14 protein-coding genes are annotated in these 18315 nt (G+C 38.7%); 10 read left to right on the forward strand and 4 right to left on the reverse strand.

The genetic code is table 11. The annotated features are described in order from the left end of the window. Positions 1-262: 262 nt before the first annotated feature. A complete protein-coding gene (locus tag AC3RV5_RS14770; RefSeq protein ID WP_489728383.1) occupies positions 263-814 on the reverse strand; it encodes a MarR family winged helix-turn-helix transcriptional regulator in 552 nt (183 codons plus the stop codon). Between the two features lie 341 nt (positions 815-1155). Between AC3RV5_RS14770 and AC3RV5_RS14775 the strand changes: the two genes are divergently transcribed. Genes AC3RV5_RS14775 through AC3RV5_RS14785 form a run of 3 tightly spaced genes read left to right on the forward strand, consistent with a single transcriptional unit; the run spans position 1156 to position 5907 of the window. Beyond that, complete coding sequence (locus AC3RV5_RS14775) at positions 1156-3312, forward strand: alpha-ketoacid dehydrogenase subunit alpha/beta (RefSeq protein ID WP_489728384.1); 2157 nt, start codon at positions 1156-1158, stop codon at positions 3310-3312. Positions 3313-3331: 19 nt separating this feature from the next. After that, on the forward strand, positions 3332-4663 hold the full coding sequence (locus tag AC3RV5_RS14780) for a dihydrolipoamide acetyltransferase family protein (protein ID WP_489728385.1): 1332 nt from the start codon (positions 3332-3334) through the stop codon (positions 4661-4663). A 56-nt stretch (positions 4664-4719) separates the two neighbouring features. Continuing rightward, complete coding sequence (locus tag AC3RV5_RS14785; RefSeq protein ID WP_489728386.1) at positions 4720-5907, forward strand: amino acid aminotransferase; 1188 nt, start codon at positions 4720-4722, stop codon at positions 5905-5907. A gap of 1155 nt (positions 5908-7062) precedes the next feature. On the opposite strand, the gene AC3RV5_RS14790 is transcribed toward AC3RV5_RS14785, so the two are convergent. Further along, positions 7063-8415 carry a sodium-dependent transporter gene (locus tag AC3RV5_RS14790; protein WP_489728387.1) on the reverse strand — a complete coding sequence of 451 codons (1353 nt, stop codon included), beginning with the start codon at positions 8413-8415 and terminating at the stop codon, positions 7063-7065. A gap of 635 nt (positions 8416-9050) precedes the next feature. On the opposite strand from AC3RV5_RS14790, the gene AC3RV5_RS14795 reads away from it, so the two are divergent. Both AC3RV5_RS14795 and AC3RV5_RS14800 read left to right on the forward strand, forming a co-directional pair. Further along, positions 9051-9515 (forward strand): MarR family winged helix-turn-helix transcriptional regulator, encoded by a 465-nt coding sequence (locus AC3RV5_RS14795; protein ID WP_489728388.1) that lies wholly within the window; start codon positions 9051-9053, stop codon positions 9513-9515. A gap of 35 nt (positions 9516-9550) precedes the next feature. Further along, a complete protein-coding gene (locus tag AC3RV5_RS14800; RefSeq protein ID WP_489728389.1) occupies positions 9551-10858 on the forward strand; it encodes an MFS transporter in 1308 nt (435 codons plus the stop codon). A gap of 351 nt (positions 10859-11209) precedes the next feature. Here AC3RV5_RS14800 and istB read toward each other — a convergent pair whose 3' ends face one another. After that, positions 11210-11986 carry an IS21-like element helper ATPase IstB gene (gene istB / locus AC3RV5_RS14805; RefSeq protein WP_489728390.1) on the reverse strand — a complete coding sequence of 259 codons (777 nt, stop codon included), beginning with the start codon at positions 11984-11986 and terminating at the stop codon, positions 11210-11212. Then, positions 11979-13472, reverse strand: coding sequence for an IS21 family transposase (gene istA, locus AC3RV5_RS14810; RefSeq protein WP_489728391.1), 1494 nt, complete (start codon positions 13470-13472; stop codon positions 11979-11981). Before istA ends, istB begins: the two co-directional genes overlap by 8 nt. Positions 13473-14285: 813 nt before the next feature. Between istA and AC3RV5_RS14815 the strand changes: the two genes are divergently transcribed. The 5 genes from AC3RV5_RS14815 to ltrA all read left to right on the forward strand — a co-directional run bounded on the left by AC3RV5_RS14815 (position 14286) and on the right by ltrA (position 18231). Further along, complete coding sequence (locus tag AC3RV5_RS14815) at positions 14286-14729, forward strand: tyrosine-type recombinase/integrase (RefSeq protein ID WP_489728392.1); 444 nt, start codon at positions 14286-14288, stop codon at positions 14727-14729. Next, the gene (locus AC3RV5_RS14820; protein ID WP_489728393.1) at positions 14722-15111 is read left to right on the forward strand and encodes a hypothetical protein; all 390 of its coding nucleotides are present in this window, start codon (positions 14722-14724) and stop codon (positions 15109-15111) included. Before AC3RV5_RS14815 ends, AC3RV5_RS14820 begins: the two co-directional genes overlap by 8 nt. Positions 15112-15167: 56 nt before the next feature. Further along, entirely contained in the window at positions 15168-15452 is a 285-nt protein-coding gene (locus AC3RV5_RS14825; RefSeq protein WP_489728394.1) for a transposase, read from the forward strand. Between the two features lie 280 nt (positions 15453-15732). Then, positions 15733-16065 carry a hypothetical protein gene (locus AC3RV5_RS14830; RefSeq protein WP_489728395.1) on the forward strand — a complete coding sequence of 111 codons (333 nt, stop codon included), beginning with the start codon at positions 15733-15735 and terminating at the stop codon, positions 16063-16065. A 651-nt stretch (positions 16066-16716) separates the two neighbouring features. Continuing rightward, positions 16717-18231: a group II intron reverse transcriptase/maturase gene (gene ltrA, locus AC3RV5_RS14835; RefSeq protein WP_489728396.1), complete on the forward strand. Its 1515-nt coding sequence runs from the start codon at positions 16717-16719 to the stop codon at positions 18229-18231. Positions 18232-18315 lie beyond the last annotated feature (84 nt).

The following is an 18315-nucleotide window of genomic DNA, read 5'->3' on the forward strand; positions in this document are numbered from 1 at the left end:
ATCCTGAAAGATACTCATGTGAATAAATCTTACTTAAGTGTTTCTTTATTGATTATAGGCTGAGTTCACATGATACCTCGTTCAGAATTAAGGTATTACGCGGCATGTAAGTAATTAATGAAATGGTTTTTATAGTCAGGCTTTACTAAAACGATGTGTATTCTGAACTTGTTAGATTCGTGTGATTACAGGTGATATATTTAATTCAGTCGAATATTTAAAGAGAGATAAATTGTGTTTTTGGGAAATACAACGTTTATCATTACTCCCATTCATCCTCGAATTTATTTTCCATATGCTGTAAATGACGATCAAGTTTATTTAATAAGTGATGCAAAGACGATAGCTCTGTATCTGTGAAACAGCTGTTGATCATTTTTCCGGCTTCAATACGCTTTGGGGTTACTTTATCGTAAAGGCTAGCACCCGATTCTGATAAATAAATTAATACTTTACGCCTATCTTTTTTCGAATTAAGTGTATCTATTAAATTTTCATTTTTTAATACCTTTACTGCACGCGAAATGGTTGCAGAATCAGTTTTCAGTGCAGTAGCAACATTTCCATTAGTTAATCCACCGTATGCCCCTAAAATTGAAATGACACGCCATTCTCTTTCTCCAATACTGGAACCCGCATCGCTTAATAATTCAGGCAAGTCATTGCCTGCATGAGACATTTGCACAGCTAAACAATACATCCTATAGGGTAAAAATGTTTGTAAATCTAAGTTTGAAGTAACTTTTCCTTCAGGTAATTTTACCTGTTTATTAAGGTTTATAGTTTTTTTTATCACTACTTTTTTATCTGTCATAGGCTGGGACCATTTATAAAAATATCAGGTTACAGCATAATAATAACGCTCTTCAAATGCTAATGACAGCTTAATAACTTAATAGCTTATTTTTACTAATATCTTGCTATCTTTGCTCCTTGTAAATCTATTATGACAGAGAAAAACAATCATTTTTACCACAGCATAGTAGGATTATAAAAAACAAACTAGATTCACATGACCTTTGTTTGTTGTAATTGCAACGATCAAGGTGTATTATCTCCTTAACTAGGGTTTACCCTACCACTTTACTTAAATATTTTTTGGGTCATGAATAGGTTCAAACTGATATTTTGTTCAAAAACTTCCAAGGAATAAAAATGGAAATAGTTGACATACACGAAGACAAACTTACCGATATAAGCTCTACTAGTGTCATAAACTATAGTGACCGCCCTAATATTGATTGGCATAAAATAAGTTATCTACTCTTACTGTCTCGTGCTATGGATGACGTTGAAGAAAAAGAACTGGTACCAGCAAAATTAGTATTTAATCAATTTTCTGCCCGTGGTCATGATTTTGCTCAAATTCTTTTAGGCACTCAATTAACGCATCCTCATGATGGTGCCACTGGTTATTATCGCTCTCGTCCATTTGTTTTATCCCTCGGTTTGGATATTGATGAAGCCGTTGCCTCACCTATGGCAAAATCAGGTGGATACAGTGATGGTCGTGATATCGGTGTGGTATGCAACTACCCTAATGTTGAACGTAAAGGGGCAATGTTATTTCCTATGTGTGGTGGTGTGGGCGCACAATACTCCCCTATTGCCGGTTGGGCACAGTCAATTGTTTACTATAGAGATGAATTGAAAGATGAATCATACCGCGGTGCCTTAGGGTTATCTATGGGCGGTGATTCATCGATGTCTACCAGTGGATTTTGGGCTTCCTTGAATATATCAACAACAAATAATTTACCTCATTTATTTTATATAGAAGACAATGGTTACGGTATTTCAGTACCACAAACCGTGCAAACGCCAGGGGGCGATCAAGTAGCAAACCTTAGTGCTTACAAAAATTTAAAAATTATTGATGGTGATGGCACCGATCCAGTGCTTACACCACAATTAGTGCAAGAAGCAGTTGATTATGTTCGTGACGGCAAAGGCACCTGCTTATTGCGCTTAAAAGTACCCCGCTTGTGTGGTCATACTTTTCAAGATACACAAACCTACAAGCCTGAAGCGATGGTAGCAGAAGAACAAAAAAATGATCCGTTACCAAAACTTAAAAAACACCTAGCTCAAGAGAACATCATTAGTGCTAATGAATGGAAAGTGCTAGAAGAGAAAGCTTATAGCGAAATTCGTGCCAGTGTTGAACGCGCAAAACAACGTCCAGAGCCAGACACGAGTAAATTAACCCGTTATGTCTATGCAGAAAAACTTGAAAATGGTCAATCCGATGTCCAACTTCGTGGTGGATTACATGGTGATCACCATCAATTTCCAACCGTAAACGAAATTGCTAAGCCTGAAGGTCAGCGTTTAAATATGCAAACAGCTATTCGTAAAGTATTAGCGCATGAACTTGAAACCAACCCCAAAGTACTCGTTTTTGGTGAAGATGTAGGTCCTAAAGGTGGCGTTCATGGCGCAACATTAGGGCTAAATGAAAAATATGGTGATCATCGTGTATTTGATACATCTCTTTCTGAAGAAGGCATTATTGGTCGTGCGGTAGGCATGGCTTTGTCTGGCTTGATGCCAGTTCCAGAAATTCAATTTAGAAAATATGCTGAGCCTGCAGCTGAACAAATTTCTGATACCGGTATTATGCGCTGGCGTACCAATAATCAATTTGCCGCGCCAATGGTAATTCGTATTCCCGGCGGTTTTGCTGGAAGAGGTGATCCTTGGCATTCAATGAGTGATGAAGTCGAATGGGCACATAAAATCGGTTGGCAAGTGGTTATGCCTTCAAATGCCGAAGATGCCGCCGGTTTGTTACGTTATGCTTTACGCGATAATAATCCAACCATTTTCTTTGAGCATAGAAGCTTACTCGATAACCGCTGGGCAAGACGCCCTTACCCCGGTGACGACTTTGTTATTCCTTTTGGTAGAGCCAATGTATTAACAAAAGGTGACAAATTAACATTAGTGACTTGGGGAGCTATGGTAGAGCGCTGCGATGCGGCTATTGAAGAGCTTAAAAAAGAACATACTCCTGACAGCATTGAACTGATAGATTTACGAACTATCCAGCCATGGGATAAAGAAACTGTATTAGAAAGTATTGTGAAAACGGGTCGTTGTTTAATTGTTCATGAAGATAATATGACTGCTGGCTTTGGTGCGGAAATCGCTGCAGTAATAGCAAAAGATGGCTTTTTTGATTTAGACGCGCCTATTGAGCGTTTAACGATGCCAGATACGCCAAATCCACACAATATTCATTTGTTAAATGCGGCGGTTCCTACCGTTGAACGCATAGTACAAACAATTATCGACATTGTAGAATTTTAACTAAATAGCGAGTAAAAACATGAGTAAAATTGATATTATATTACCTGCTGCCCAGTTAGAAGGAACTACGGCTACGCTATCAAAGTGGTTAGTTGCTATTGGTGAAGAAGTTAAAGAGGGTGACCCACTAATAGAATTAGAAACCGATAAGGTTTCGATGGAAATTTGTGCGCCTAATGCGGGTACTTTATCTACTATTATCTTTGGTGAAGGCGAAGAAATTGCTGTTGATACGGTATTAGGGCAGTTAGATACCGAGTTTACAAAAATTATAAATTCAACTGTTGCTGTGGATAGCAAAGAAGCTAATCAAGCCGTAAATAACGAACCAGTGAACCAAAAGACAAGCAGCGATGAGTCAAATAACGATGGTCAAAACAGTAAAGTAACCTCGGATAACCTTTCAAGCGAGCAATTAAATATTAAAGCCGACTTTACTATAGATGATAGCGCCCAATATTTGCTTGGCCCTGCCGCACGTCGTTTATTAAAAAGTAATCACATAAACCCAAACCTTATTGCTGGCACAGGTCATCAAGGTAGGATCACTAGAAATGACGTTCGTTCTTACATCCATGATACGCCCAAACCTAATTCTGCTTTAGCGACAAATACACCAACCTCACTTCATGCTCCCGTTGCTAGACCGCTCAAAGGGACTATGGTTAAGCATACCAATATGCGTAAAGCGATTGCTAATCATATGGTTAAAAGCTTGTTAGAAACCTCACCTCATGTCACGAGTGTTTTTGAAATGGACATGAGTAACATTATTGAGCATAGAAAATGGCATAAAAATGAATATGCTGAGTTAGATGTTAAATTAACCTTTACCGCTTATTTTTTAGCGGCAGTTGTCAACGCGGTAAAAGAAGTTCCACAAGTAAACGCCCGTTTTCATGAAGATGCATTAGAGCTATTTAGTGATATTAATATAGGTGTGGGTACCGCTTTAGGTGATAAAGGTTTAGTGGTCCCTGTTGTTCAACAAGTTCAATCGATGAACTTATTTTCTATTGCTCAAGCACTCAATAGTCAAACTGAAAAAGCGCGCAGTGGCAACATTGTCCCAAGTGATATGAAAAATGGCACCTTTACTATTTCTAATCATGGCGTTAGTGGTAGTTTATTTGCTACGCCGATTATTATTAACCAACCTGAAGTGGCAATACTTGGCATAGGAAAGTTAGAAAAGCGAGTGTCAGTAGAAGAAATATCAGGTGTCGATACTATGGTCATTAAACCGAAATGTTATGTCTCATTAAGTATTGATCATCGGGCACTTGATGCTCACCAAACGAACATGTTTTTAGCTAAATTTGTCAACATTATTGAGAATTGGGGTGAGTAATCAATATTATATATTTTCATCCCTAATTATACACGAAAAGCTATAAGGTAATATTTATGTTCAGTCACTTAAACGCTATGCCATCTGACCCTATTTTAGGACTTTTGGTTAAATATAAGCAAGATGAAAACCCTAAGAAAATTGACTTAGGTGTAGGGGTATACAAGAACGAATTAGGACACACAGAGATCCTGAATTGTGTAAAAAAAGCAGAGAAATACCGTTTAGATACAGAAGATACTAAGGTATATATTGGGCCAACAGGTTCTGCAAAGTTTAATGATGAAATGAGCAAACTGATTTTTGGTACTCACCAAGTTTTAATTGAAGATCGTGTACGTACTATTTCAACCCCTGGTGGAACCGGAGCATTGCGCGTAGCTGCTGAATTTATCAACTCTTGTACGCCAGGAGCGACTATATGGGTAAGTGATCCTACTTGGGCAAATCACTTAGCTTTATTTCAAGCGGCAGGGTTAAACGTTAAAACTTATCCATACTACAACCATGAAAATAATAGTTTAAATTTTGATGGAATGTTGGCCACACTTAAAGAAGTTTCAAGCGATGATGTTGTATTACTGCATGCTTGTTGTCATAACCCAAGTGGTATGGACTTAACTAATGAACAATGGCAACAAATAGCAGACGTTGCCAAAAACATTGGTTTTATGCCCTTAGTAGATATGGCTTATCAAGGGTTTGGAATAGGTTTAGATGAGGATGCTTACGGACTGCGTTTACTGGCGGATAGCGTTAATGAAATGATAGTGTGTAGTTCATGTTCAAAAAACTTTGGATTATATCGTGAGCGTATTGGAGGTTGTTCCTTAGTTGGAAAATCAACCCTTATTGTAGATAATGCATTGACAGTATTATTATCTGTTATAAGAGGTATTTATTCTATGCCTCCAGCTCATGGTGCTGCTATTGTTGAAACGATTTTAAGCTCTGAAGAACTAACATCGCAATGGCATCAAGAGCTAAAAATAATGCGTGATCGAATCAACAATAATCGTCATCTTTTAGTCGACAGACTAATAAGTAACGGTGTTACTCGCGATTTTAGTTTTATTACACGCCAAACAGGTATGTTTTCTTTTTTAGGCATTACAGCTGGTCAGGTTCAGCAGTTGAAAGATGAATACTCTATATATATGGTTGACTCTAGTCGTATGAGTATAGCGGGTATTGCTACCAATAATGTTGACTACTTAGCGAGATGTATTGCCAAAGTATTATAATTTATATGACGAGTGTAAATCATCTGATTTATCCATCATACACGTCAACATCTGCTACGAATTAGTAGTAGATAACCTTAGTTCAGCTTAAGAAGCAATCAATAAGAAAACTAATAGTCTGTTGCATGATCTGATATTTTGAACAAAAAGCATTAGATGGAAGTAAGGAACAGGCTTGATAGTTAGTTTATATGTGTTTTGTATCTATGATTACTCATCTATTAAAAAAGCACCAATTAACTGATAACTATATAACGTCAGTGACCTAGTCAGTTAAATTCAGTACATCCTGCTATGCTCCATAGTCGCGCCAATGGGTGCCTTATTGCTTAAACGACCAAATAAATTTTCAGCAACGGCATTGTCACAACAACAACAACAACCTTTTTACTATTGCTACCAACATAACTATGAGATTTAAGTAATCGACGATATTTGTGATTTGCATATGCACACCTATCTGAATGAGCTATCAGGCCTGCTTTGGGCTGTCGTTGCCAAATAACTATTTTAACTGTAATAGTTATTACTTTTTACACACCATTAGCACCACTGGTCAGATCTTCTTATGTTGGGCAATGAACGAATGTTTTACTTTGTTTCTTTGACAAAGAAGACCGTTGCTTGTTTTAAGATCTCACGCTCCATTTCAATGCATTCTACTTGTGCTTTTAAATTTCGGATTTTCTTACTCAGGTGTTAATTTGCAGTTACCACGAAAAACGTGTCCATCATCACTATCTGCTGATTTTATCTAACGGCAAAGCATGTTTGGATTGACGTTTAAATTTCTGGCGACTTCAGCTTGATAGTAATTTAGAACAATGACTAGAGAGTTAGCGTCGTGTTTTAATTCTGTAAATATTTTTTCCGCTTTATCATGTTATTTCTCCAGTTAAGTTTATTATTCCTTAAGTGGGTAGTCAAATCAGTAAACCACATGAAAACTTAATGGGTACTATTGCTGATTTATTACCTAAATAGATAATAAACCAACTATTTATATAAACGGCTTAGAGATGAGTACTAGCTTTAAATTCAAATCCAGTTGCTAAAATGACCTGAAGCAGCTATATAAATTTGGGGATTCAGCTTCTATATCAGATTTTTTCCTCGGTAGTTTCTTGCTTATTACTGTAAATATTATCAGTGTATTTAGACAATTAACTGTTGCAGGAAAACAGCCAAAATAGCACAAGGGCAAACGAAACGAACATACGTGGGCCATATTTTCCAGAACCAACTTTGTTCTACATTTTCAAACCCATCTTTGAGCTCCCCTAACACTTTATTTCGATGCCAAATCCAACCGGCAAAAATACAAAGCATAAGACCCGTCAATGGCTGATTATAACTTGTAGCAACAGTAACGGTTAAACTGAATAGAGCATCAAAATTTAATATCAGAGTTATACTAAGGATCGTAATAATGCCACCAATTAAGTACGTTGCCCGCTTTCGTTCAATGCTATGATTTTCCACTGCGTAGGCAACAGGTACCTCTAACATTGAAATCGACGACGTTAATGCAGCAATTGACATCAGTACAAAAAAAGCAAATGAGACAAACATACCGGCTCCGCCCATGGTATCAAACAAAGCGGGTAATACAGTAAAAATCAACTTATCTTCAGCAATAAGAGCACCTGCTACATCAAATATTTGGACACCATTCGCCTGTGCGACATACATAGCAGGAATGATTAATAAGCCCGCCATTACCGCGATTCCAATATCAACTAGAGTCACAGCTATTCCTAAGGAAATAAGGTTCTCCTTGTTAGTAATATAAGAACCGTAAATCAACATTGTACCCACCCCTAGTGATAGTGAGAAGAATGCTTGTCCTAGTGCGCTAACAATAAGTTGTGGTTCTATGGCACGAGCAAAGTCAGGTATCAAATACACCTTAAGACCTTCAATTGCCCCATCGAGAGTAAAGACATAACCGATAAGAAGTATAAGAATAAGCACCAGCGGAGGCATTAATCGTGAAGACCATTTTTCAATACCATCTTTGACCCCTCCGCAAATAATGGATACTGTTAACAACATAAAAATACAGGAAAATAGTATATCTCGCTCTAAACTAGAATCTATCAACCATGTGGCCGCACCATCAGCACCAAAGATCTCGGTAATAGGAGCTAGAAAATAGGCTATCATCCAACCTGCAATAATCGAATAAAAGCTGAGGATCAAGCCTGCCGTGGCTATGCTAACGAAACCAGTTATAGCTCCGATGTTACTGGTGAAAGGGTTTGTCGATATCATTTGCAAAGCTTTTACTGAATTCGCCTTAGCATGCCGCCCTATAATCAATTCGGCCATCAGTGCAGGATAGGCCAAGAAAAAGGCCATTATAAGATAAATAAGTAAAAAAGCTCCACCACCATTACTGGCTACTTGCGTTGGAAAGCCCCAAACATTACCGAGACCTACTGCTGATCCTGCTGCAGCCAGAATAAAACCCAGTCTCGAACTAAATTCACCTCGTGATGCACTCATTATCGTTATACTCCTATTTATGAAACTGCTGAATTGACAGCTGTTTTTAATGGCTTTATTAAAACCATGAATTGTACCGGCTGCTGTGACTATATCGACAGACCTATACAAATAACCCGTCCTGAAAAATGTTCACATCAAAAGGCTGTCTTAGTGTACTGATGAACTAGATCAGAATAATCGCACTCTATATCTTTCACCATTTGTGTGTCAGCTTAAACGGGAACTAATAAAATAGTCTAAAACTGCATTATAAAAATAGAAGGATGCCTTATAAAGTTCATAAAAGTGAATGATTTCTTAATTACATAAATTAATTATTATATTAAAATTAGTAATTTTTTTGTCGATGTTTATTTTCAGCTAAGAAAAAAACCATAATAAACTTATTTTTTTTAATAAAGAAACAAGACAAACATTTATATTTAACAATACTCTATTCAGCTATTCAGCTATTCAGCTATTCAGCTATTCAGCTATTCAGCTATTCATATTAAGCATAGAACAATATCAGTTGACATGTCAACTGATATTGTTCTATGCTTAATATGAATAAATATTGACATTGACTTTAAGTAAAAGGAAAATGACCAATATTAAAAACACATCGGCTAAACATACTAAAAAGTGCGAATATGAAAAAAGATCCTATAATAAAGTTAGATAGTTATTTTCCTTTTTTACTTCGTTCAATATCAGGTCGTATTAACTCGAAAACTAAAACTATTTCAATTGGTAAATACCGCATAGGCATGAGAGAGTGGCGCATTATTGCAATAATGGCAGAAAGTGGAATAATAACAAATAAGGATATTTCTTATGCCACTGGCATGGATAAAGCGTCTATCAGTCGTTCTTTTAAATATCTTGAGCAACAAGAGCTTATAAAAAAAACCATTGTCCTCGAAAAAAACTGGCGAAATAAACCTTATGAATTAACATCAGAGGGCGATAGTATCTACCATCAAATAGCTACAAATAAGCTTTCTAGAGTTGATGAGCTATGGCAAAATTTGAGCAAAGAGGAAAGAGATGAATTAATTCGATTATTAGGTAAATTAAAACAAAATGTTTATCAAGTACTCGACAACGATTTATAATTTTAAATTCTGTTTTCATTAAATAAAAACATCTGATGATCAATATTTCTCGTCAATCCATTAGTGTTTCTATAGTATTCCTCTGCTTTGTTGCCAACATATTTTCTCATATGGATCGACAAATACTGATCATTTTTGTTGAATTGATTAAAACAGAGCTTGTATTAAACGACACTGCTTTTGGTCTACTCCAAGGACTCGCCTTTTCAATTCCTTTTGCATTTTCTTCTTTAATTTTAGCTTATTTTTCAGATAATTTTTCAAGAAAGCGTGCCATTGCCGCAGGCATTTTTATTTGGTCAACAGCCACATTAATGTGCGGATTTGCTGAAACCTTTACTGAATTATTCATTGCGCGAATGGGAGTCGGTCTTGGCCAAGCGCTTTTGTCTCCTGCAGTATATTCACTCTTAGCAAGCAGTTATCCACGGTCTTATTTAGGTAAAGTAACTTCATTTTATGCATCTGGTTCATTTATTGGTAATGCTATAATATTAATTTCAGGCGGGTTATTAGTCAGTTTAGCCGCAAATACCCCTTTTTTATTGTTGCCTTTCATTGGTAACTTATCTACATGGCGAGTAGGTTTTGTGGTTGCGGGATTAATTGGTATTTTCTACTCGATAATTTTTTTATTTGCTTGCAAAGAAACCTCACAAAATAATGAATTAACAAAATCAAATAAAGTCACCAATAAACAGGTTATAGAATTTTTATCTACACATAAAAAAATGATGCTATTTTATATTAGCGGCTTTTCTCTATCATCAATGTCAATGTTTACGTTAATCGTATGGGGCCCTGCTTATTTTATCCGTATCCATCAAATGGAGCCTTCTTTAGTCGGATTAATGCTGGCATGTTCCTATATCAGTGCAAACCTAAGTGGCGTATTAATAAGTGGTTGGTTAGTAGATATGCTGCATAGTCGAAATATAAAAAGTGCACCATTTTTAATTGGGGTTGGTGCTGCTTTAGCTGTGGCTTTATGTCTTTCTTTATTTTATATATTTTCCTTGTACGATAAAAAAACCTTAGTTTTTCTTACCTTTTTTTTAGCAGCACATTTTTCCTCCTACGTAATATCGCCTTCAGCTACAGTCAACCAACTAATATCTCCAGAAAAAATGAGAGCACGGGTTTATTCCCTATTTTTATGTGTAAATAGCATAACAGCTTTATCTATTGGCGTTACTTTAGTCGGTATATTTAATGATCAATTATTCAAATCTCCCTATGCTGTAGGTACTTCAATGGCCTTAACTGCAACAGTAAGCTCATTATTTTCTGCAATAATACTGTTTGTGGGTCGCACTCATTACGTACGGATGATTGAAAAATAACAGATTGTTCTTATAAGCTCATCAACGATAATAAAATCTTAAAATATTTACAGTACATGATGCTTATCAATCCATAAAATATACAAAACAATAAACAACAGTCCTCCCCTATAAAAATTTATCAATCAGGTATCGATCATTCACTTCCTTATTAGCGCTCAAATAATTCAGGTACTAGGTATCATACCTACAATATAGAAAACATCACCTCTTATAGCTACTCAATTACATCTAGCTTAGGCAGCAAATTACATTTTGGTTTGCCACTCTAAAAATTTAAATTGGTAGATAAAGCAAATGTAATAATTCATTTGTATAGAGCGTCAACTACTTTGACCGGTTGAGCGTCAATTAACTTGACCGGTTACTTCTGCTTTCTTCGTCTTCTTTCATGGCCGCTTTTCTTCTGTAACTTTCTCCTACTAATTGAATAATGTGTGCATGATGAACCAGCCTATCTATGGCGGCTACGGTCATTGCGGTATCGGTAAACAGCTCATCCCAATCTTCGAATGATTGATTTGAGGTGATGATTAGGCTGTGTCTTTCATAGCGGTGGGCAATTAGTTCAAACAGAACACTGGTTTCTTGTTCGGTTTTTTTAATATAGCCGATATCGTCAATGATAAGTGCTTGGTATTTATCGAGCTTGTTTAATGCATCCTGCAATTTCAGTAGTTGTTTTGCTTCTTGCAGATGCTGTACAAGGGCTGTGGCTGAGTAAAATTTGATACGGATACCTGCTTCAATCAGGCTATAACCTAGACTACTGGCTAAGTGTGTTTTGCCAACGCCACTGGCACCGAACAATAATAAATTGGCTCCTTGTTTTACCCAGTCATGATTGTCGGCCAGCTCATACATACGCGCTTTATTCACCCCTTCGATGGCAGTAAAGTCGAAGCCGCCTAAGTGCTTTCCTGATGGCAGGTTCGATTCTTTTACATAACGTAATTGTCGCTTGTCGGTGCGACTCGCCAGCTCTATGTGGCACAACTCGCTTAAGTATTGTTCTGGCCGCCATTGGTCATGTAACGCTTTTTCTGCGATGGTTTCCCATTGCTCTCTAAACACACTTAGGCGGAGGCTTTTTAGCATCAACGGTAATGAAGCGGTTGCACTATTCATGATGACTTCCTTGCGATAGCGATTGATATTGGGATAGTTTGTGTTGCATCACGTTGACTTGTGGAATGTCTTTGGGCTTGGTGCTAAAGCGTTCTTGGCAGTCAAACAAGCTGGGTAAACGGCTTATGCTTAACTGGTGAGTAATAAAGCGACCTAGCCGCATTTCATTATCTGCTTTACTCGCTAAATGCAGTATTCTAACCATGTAATGGCTGGCATCATCGGCTTTCATTGTCGCCTCAACATACTGCCATATCGTTCGGTAGTCTTCGTTAGGCAGTAACTCATCTCGCCATTGTGAACATCTAAATGCTCTGGGCTTTTTAACGAGCGCGTCAATAACATGTTTGTAATTGACGCTGCGTTTACGTGAAGAGCCTGGCGCGTAAACGCGCTCTAAACGGTAGGTGAATTCTTGGCCTAAGAGTAAATCGATATGATCATCATATACATGCACTTTCAGTCGACTATCCACCAGTCTAGACGGCACCGTATACATGACTCGTTTGATATTGACCGTGCTTGTGCGCGTAACCCGCACGTATTCTTGCGAGTAATTGACGCTCTTATAGGCAGGTAAGGTGTGTAATTGTCGCTGCTCTTGTGCGAACTTGGCCGCAATGCGTTTGTTGCGACGACTGGTCACGCCTTCAATGAAGGTCTCGTAATCGGCGCGACAATTAAAATCGAACGAGCCTCGCACTCTTAGTGCCTGTTCAACTTGCGATTTAATATGACGGTTGGGCGATTCAATGGCACCATTTTCATGAGCAACACCGGTATTATTTCGTGTGCCAGCAAATCCATAATGCGTCATCAACTCTTGATAGCGCTGAGTAAAATCCTCAACCGTACCATTATTCTTGTATGCCGCGCTTAAGCTGTCGGTGCGCACCTCAGCAGGTACGCCTTTGCTTTTAGCGAATGCATTTTGCAAACCATCGGAGAATGCCGCGAAGCTTTCACCACCATAAATAACTTGCGAGAATGTCCAACCACTAGCGGGTAGCCGGTAATTAAACAGCATATGTTTAAAGGGTTTTGCATCAATCGTGACGGGGCTTGTAACATGTGTGAAGTCGCATATACCTAGCTTTCCAAGCTCATGATGTTGCATAAACATCACGTCCTTAGCTGCGCCATGTAAATGACGCCATTGCTTGATCCTGCGCTCTAGCGTGCGTCTCGATGAAGAGCTAAATACATCCGCATGAAACTCGCACAAATGATCAAACACGCCAACAGGACTTATTTCGGCGTCTTGTTTTAACAATGGCAACACAATGAGATCCCATATTGGTGCAAGCGGATCTGCTCTAGTTCGCCAATCTCGTTTATCTTTTTTAGGTTGGTGCCGTTCTTTTTCAATTCGGTGTCCGGTGCTAACTGACATGCCGACTTTTGCTGTAGCCACTTCTTGGGTGAAATCCTTACGTAACTTCATATATAACCTGATTTGTCTTTCTGTGATGTGATTACCCGACACTAAATCCCCTCCGAATTTCAGTGTCGAACCTTAACAGAACGACCGGTCAAGATAGTTGACGCTCAACCAATCAAGTTAATTGTCGCTTAATACATTTGCTTCACGGCAGTTTTGACCAGTTGAACTCAAGGCACTTTCTTGACACTTTTTGTCATGGGCTAATCTTTACTTTTCTGAAAAAAGCACAGGAACTAGACAGTAAATTTCCTAACCAGACAAAGTTAATCAGTTCCGGTCTATGTTGTAGATATGGGCTAGAAGTTGGATATACGTGTAGTGAAGTGGACGTAATTAGCCCTAAATACTCACAGAATATGCACAGGAGCGTTCATCATAAAATGATATTTATAGTAAAGTAACGTGCAGTTAATTGATTTCAAAAGGAATAATGGGGTAGCTAAAGGATTTGAACCCTCGACAACCGTAATCACAATCAGGTTATCAGTATAGGCTTAAGCTAGATATAATCTACGTCCTATTTGGAATAGCGTAGATATATGTGTATTTCCATTCCTTCACAAACTGACAGAAATACTTTTTCATTATCTATATTTTTTAAAAATAACGTCCAATCACCGAACATACCCCACTTTTCATTAACATTTATTCTGAAGAAAAAACCAATTAAATATCCCATTCTACTTTTTGATAAGGAAATATTTAATAAAATATCTTTTTAAAAAACATCAGCTTTTATTTAAAGTTTTTTTGGATATATTAAAGCAGGAAACCTCTATTGATATTTGATCGAAGAATGGGGAAATCAATGGCCTTAAATGGCAATACGTTGATTTTGATCGAAAACTCATCCTTGTGCGTGAATGCTTACTCAATGGACGTATCGAATACACCAAAAACGATGGTAGCTATCGTGAAATTCAAATGTCGAAACCTGTTTTTGATGCGTTTAAAAAGCAGTTTATCGTTTCTGGAGAGCATAGTTATGTTTTTACTAACAACAATGGTCAACCTTTCGATAACAACAACGTAGCAAAACGCGTGTGGCATCCCCTACTCCGGCATTTAGATTTAGATGCTCGATCTCCTTACCAGACAAGGCATACGGCAGCTACTTTATGGTTAGCCTCTGGCGAAGCCCCTGAATGGATTGCCAAACAAATGGGACACGCAACCACCATGATGTTGTTTCGCGTGTATTCACGTTACGTACCTAACCTTACCCGCCAAGATGGCAGTGCTTTTGAAAACCTTCTGAAGAAAAATTTTTCTGGAAATAATGGAGCTAATCATGACTAATTCAAACAACACACAGTTAACACAAACAAACGCTCAACAATCAATTCAACCTTTACTTGAAAATGTAACATCCTTCAAACGCTTTAAAGGATGTTACATCATGGTTGGTTGCGTAGAAAAAACTGATAAACTGGGTAAACAGTATTGGATAATGCAATTATCTGATATATCTACTGTTCTTAATATTTATTGTTTTAATATGAATGAATTCATGGTGCAGTTACGAGGTAATTCGCTTATTCATATTGAAGCAACACTGAAACAGATCAATGGTGAACAATATATTCGATGTGCCTTTTTACAAACTGTTTATAAGGAAAATTACCATCAATTAATAAATATTAACGTAATACCGAGCTGTTATCCCCCCGTGTCAGGATAGATGACACCCCTAAAATTTAATTTTTTTTAGTTCGGGGAGTGGTAATTGAACAATAAGTGTCTATTTATTCAACAGAAAGAAAACAAGCTGTTTTAAGCAAATTGTTGCCGCCTAGTAATAAGTCGGTAGCAGCTGTAGCAAGAGAGGAAGGTGTATCGCAGCAAACCCTGTACAATTGGCGTAAACAAGCCAAAAACCAAGGTCAGCCAGTGCCAGGTAATAAGTCAAAACCCGATCAATGGTCACATGAAACGAAGTTTGCGGTTGTCGTTGAAACAAGCGTTTTATCTGAGTCAGAATTAAGTGAATATTGCAGGGAAAAAGGGTTGTACCCTGAGTAGATTAAGCAATGGAAGCAACAATGCCTTCAGGGCTTTCACAGTAATGAGCAGCAAGCTAGCGTCCTAAAACTGCAGACTAAAAAAGATAAATCCGAGATTAAGTTACTCAAGAAAGACCTGAGATTTAAAGAAAAAGCATTAGCAGAAACAGCCGCCTTGTTGGTGCTGCGAAAAAAGCTCAAGGCCTTTTACGGGGAAGAACCAGAGGACGATTAACGCCGCCTGCACTGAGACCGAAATAAGTTTAAGAACGTACCGGCGTTGGTTGTGCGGTAACGACGTGACAGTAGATAAGCGGCCCGGCGCTATGCGCCCAGAGCCGAGTAATAAATTAAGTGAACAAGAGTGTCAAACGATAAAAAGTACGTGTAATGAAGGTAAATTCGCTCATTTACCGCCATCCCAAATCGTGCCGATTTTACTGGATGAAGGTATCTATCATGGCTCAGAAGCGAGCTATTACCGGGTGTTAAAAGAGGCGAACCAATTACATCATCGTGGTCGCAGTCATGCACCCAAGAAGGTAGGTAAACCAACCAGTTACACAGCACTTAAAGCGAATGAGATTTGGTTGTGGGATATCACCTATTGTGTGCTCGGAGTTCAGCACTAGCAAGGAATGCTTAAATGAACCACGAGTCTATTTGAAATTCATAAATGAAATGGCAGGAGCTAGCTTGTTTATGGCGTTATCTGGTTGTGCAGATAGCAGAGTCTGAGCGGCAGTGACTTATTGTATGCTAATAAGGTGATGTAACTCGCTGACAACGGGGAGTGAGGCGAATTCGTTAAGCCAAGATGCTCTTCAAGACTAAGTAGTGGACGGATGAAGAACATGAACCGATTAACCCGCATCTATGGGCTGAAATGTCGCCATTGTCTACACGAATTAACAGGCAATATGGTGCAGTGGGGTTGTTATAAGTAGGAACAACTTTGCCAAATTGTTGAGCTAAATGTAAGAGTTCATCAAGGGACAAGTGCAATATCACAATTCTGCACTTGAGCACCATCACCTTACAGCACGATAAGGTTAAAGACTGCGATCGGCATCCACCCCATTATGTTTGAGTTCAAATAGGTGAACCGAGGAAGGCTTGTATTGAATGCTAAGGGAGCAGACCCCGATGACATGCAAGTTGGCGGAGCGTTCGTAGTAGTTTGAGATGGGGAAAGCCCATTACATGGCGAAGGGACGCAGTTTACTGTATTTGCGCGAGCAAATTATCTGACTTCTATTGAATTAGTAACAAGGTGAAGACCTTTGATAATCAGCGAAATGCAACGCAAATTAGCAACATGGACATCGACTGATAAAACACGCCGCGTTAATCGGCTGTTGAAACTTATCAGTCATCCTGAATGGCTGCACCATGCAGCTAATATCACGCTCTCTTCGAAGGGCGCGAAAACAGCTGGTGTTGATGGTGTAGATAAATCGCACATGCAAGCGAACCTCGATAATCACCTTAAAGAAATTAGACGGTCTTTACTGTCGGGTGACTATCAACCGATGCCTGCAAGGCGAGTGTATATTCCAAAAGCCAACGGGAAACAGCGCCCATTAGGTATTCCTACCTTAATAGACAGAATTGTACAACGTGCCATGCTCATGGCGATGGAGCCAATATGGGAAAACGATTTTCACTCGTTATCTTATGGTTTTAGACCAGAGCGCAGTGTCCATCACGCAATTCGAACCGTGCAGTTACAACTAAACGGCTCAGAAGCAAGAGGACGCTGGGTAATTGAGGGTGACTTATCAAGTTACTTTGATACCGTGCATCATAAATTACTGATGAGTTGTGTGCGTAAACGCATTAGTTGCGACCGATTTAACACCTTGCTTTGGCGTTTTATGAAAGCAGGTCATATCGAACGTAATTTATTCTGTGCAACGAGCCAAGGGGTGCCGCAAGGTGGAGTGATATCACCATTGTTATCGAATATCATGCTAAATGAATTCGACCAACATCTAGATTCACTTTATCTGTCAAAGAAAGCGCGAAAAGACCGCTGGTACTGGAATCGCACCATACAGGATAAGCGCAACATTGCTATTGAAGAGAGCCGACAATGGAAACCTGCTGTTGCTTATTGTCGTTATGCCGATGACTTTGTATTAATCGTCAAAGGCAGTAAGGCAGAAGCAATGGTCATTCGTGACCAATGTAGATACTTCCTTGAAGGCAATCTTAAATTGACATTGAACATGGAGAAAACTCATGTGACGCATGTTAACGATGGATTTGTCTTCCTTGGCCATCGCATCATCAGAAAGCGAGGGCCAAAGGGCAATATGCGTGTGGTGACGGGCATTCCTCACGGCAAAGCTAAAGCGTTCTCGCATTCGCTTAGCAAAGCCTTGTCGAGTGACCACTCTTGTAGCAAAGTGGATAAAGTGGAACAAGTCAGCCGCAAGTTAAAGGGCTGGTCTCAATTTTATCGGCACACTAATTTTACTGCTATGGTGTACAGTAAAATCGACCGAATAGTATTCTGGAAACTAGCCAAATGGCTAGCACGAAAGTATCGCTGCTCTATTAAATCGTTAATGATGAAATGGATAAGGCGCCCTTCTGCAAGTCAGGCGACAACATGGGTTGTGTATGGTAAATCAAACAATGGCATTGTCTGTGGGGCTTCACTGTTTAGATTAGTGAGCAGTCCTAAAATGCGCTTTATGTGGCGTTTACCGGAGATTAATCCATACCTTAGGCTAGAAGAAAGAAATACCGTAACGTCACGCTATAAAGATGTTGCTATGGCTGTTAGCTAGCATTAAATGGAGAGCCGCATGCGCTGAAAGGTGCACGTGTGGTTCGGTGAGGAGAGGCTGAGAGATAGTTCGACTACGCTTGGT

The sequence above is a fragment of the Paraglaciecola sp. IT1134 genome, from assembly GCF_058068185.1.

Coding starts and splice junctions, on each gene's coding strand:
- AC3RV5_RS14820 (WP_489728393.1), top strand. CDS start 14,722: ATGACTAATTCAAACAACACACAGTTAACACAAACAAACGCTCAACAA.
- AC3RV5_RS14780 (WP_489728385.1), top strand. CDS start 3,332: ATGAGTAAAATTGATATTATATTACCTGCTGCCCAGTTAGAAGGAACT.
- AC3RV5_RS14800 (WP_489728389.1), top strand. CDS start 9,551: ATGATCAATATTTCTCGTCAATCCATTAGTGTTTCTATAGTATTCCTC.
- AC3RV5_RS14770 (WP_489728383.1), bottom strand. CDS start 814: ATGACAGATAAAAAAGTAGTGATAAAAAAAACTATAAACCTTAATAAA.
- AC3RV5_RS14775 (WP_489728384.1), top strand. CDS start 1,156: ATGGAAATAGTTGACATACACGAAGACAAACTTACCGATATAAGCTCT.
- AC3RV5_RS14795 (WP_489728388.1), top strand. CDS start 9,051: ATGAAAAAAGATCCTATAATAAAGTTAGATAGTTATTTTCCTTTTTTA.
- AC3RV5_RS14790 (WP_489728387.1), bottom strand. CDS start 8,415: ATGAGTGCATCACGAGGTGAATTTAGTTCGAGACTGGGTTTTATTCTG.
- istB (WP_489728390.1), bottom strand. CDS start 11,986: ATGAATAGTGCAACCGCTTCATTACCGTTGATGCTAAAAAGCCTCCGC.
- AC3RV5_RS14785 (WP_489728386.1), top strand. CDS start 4,720: ATGTTCAGTCACTTAAACGCTATGCCATCTGACCCTATTTTAGGACTT.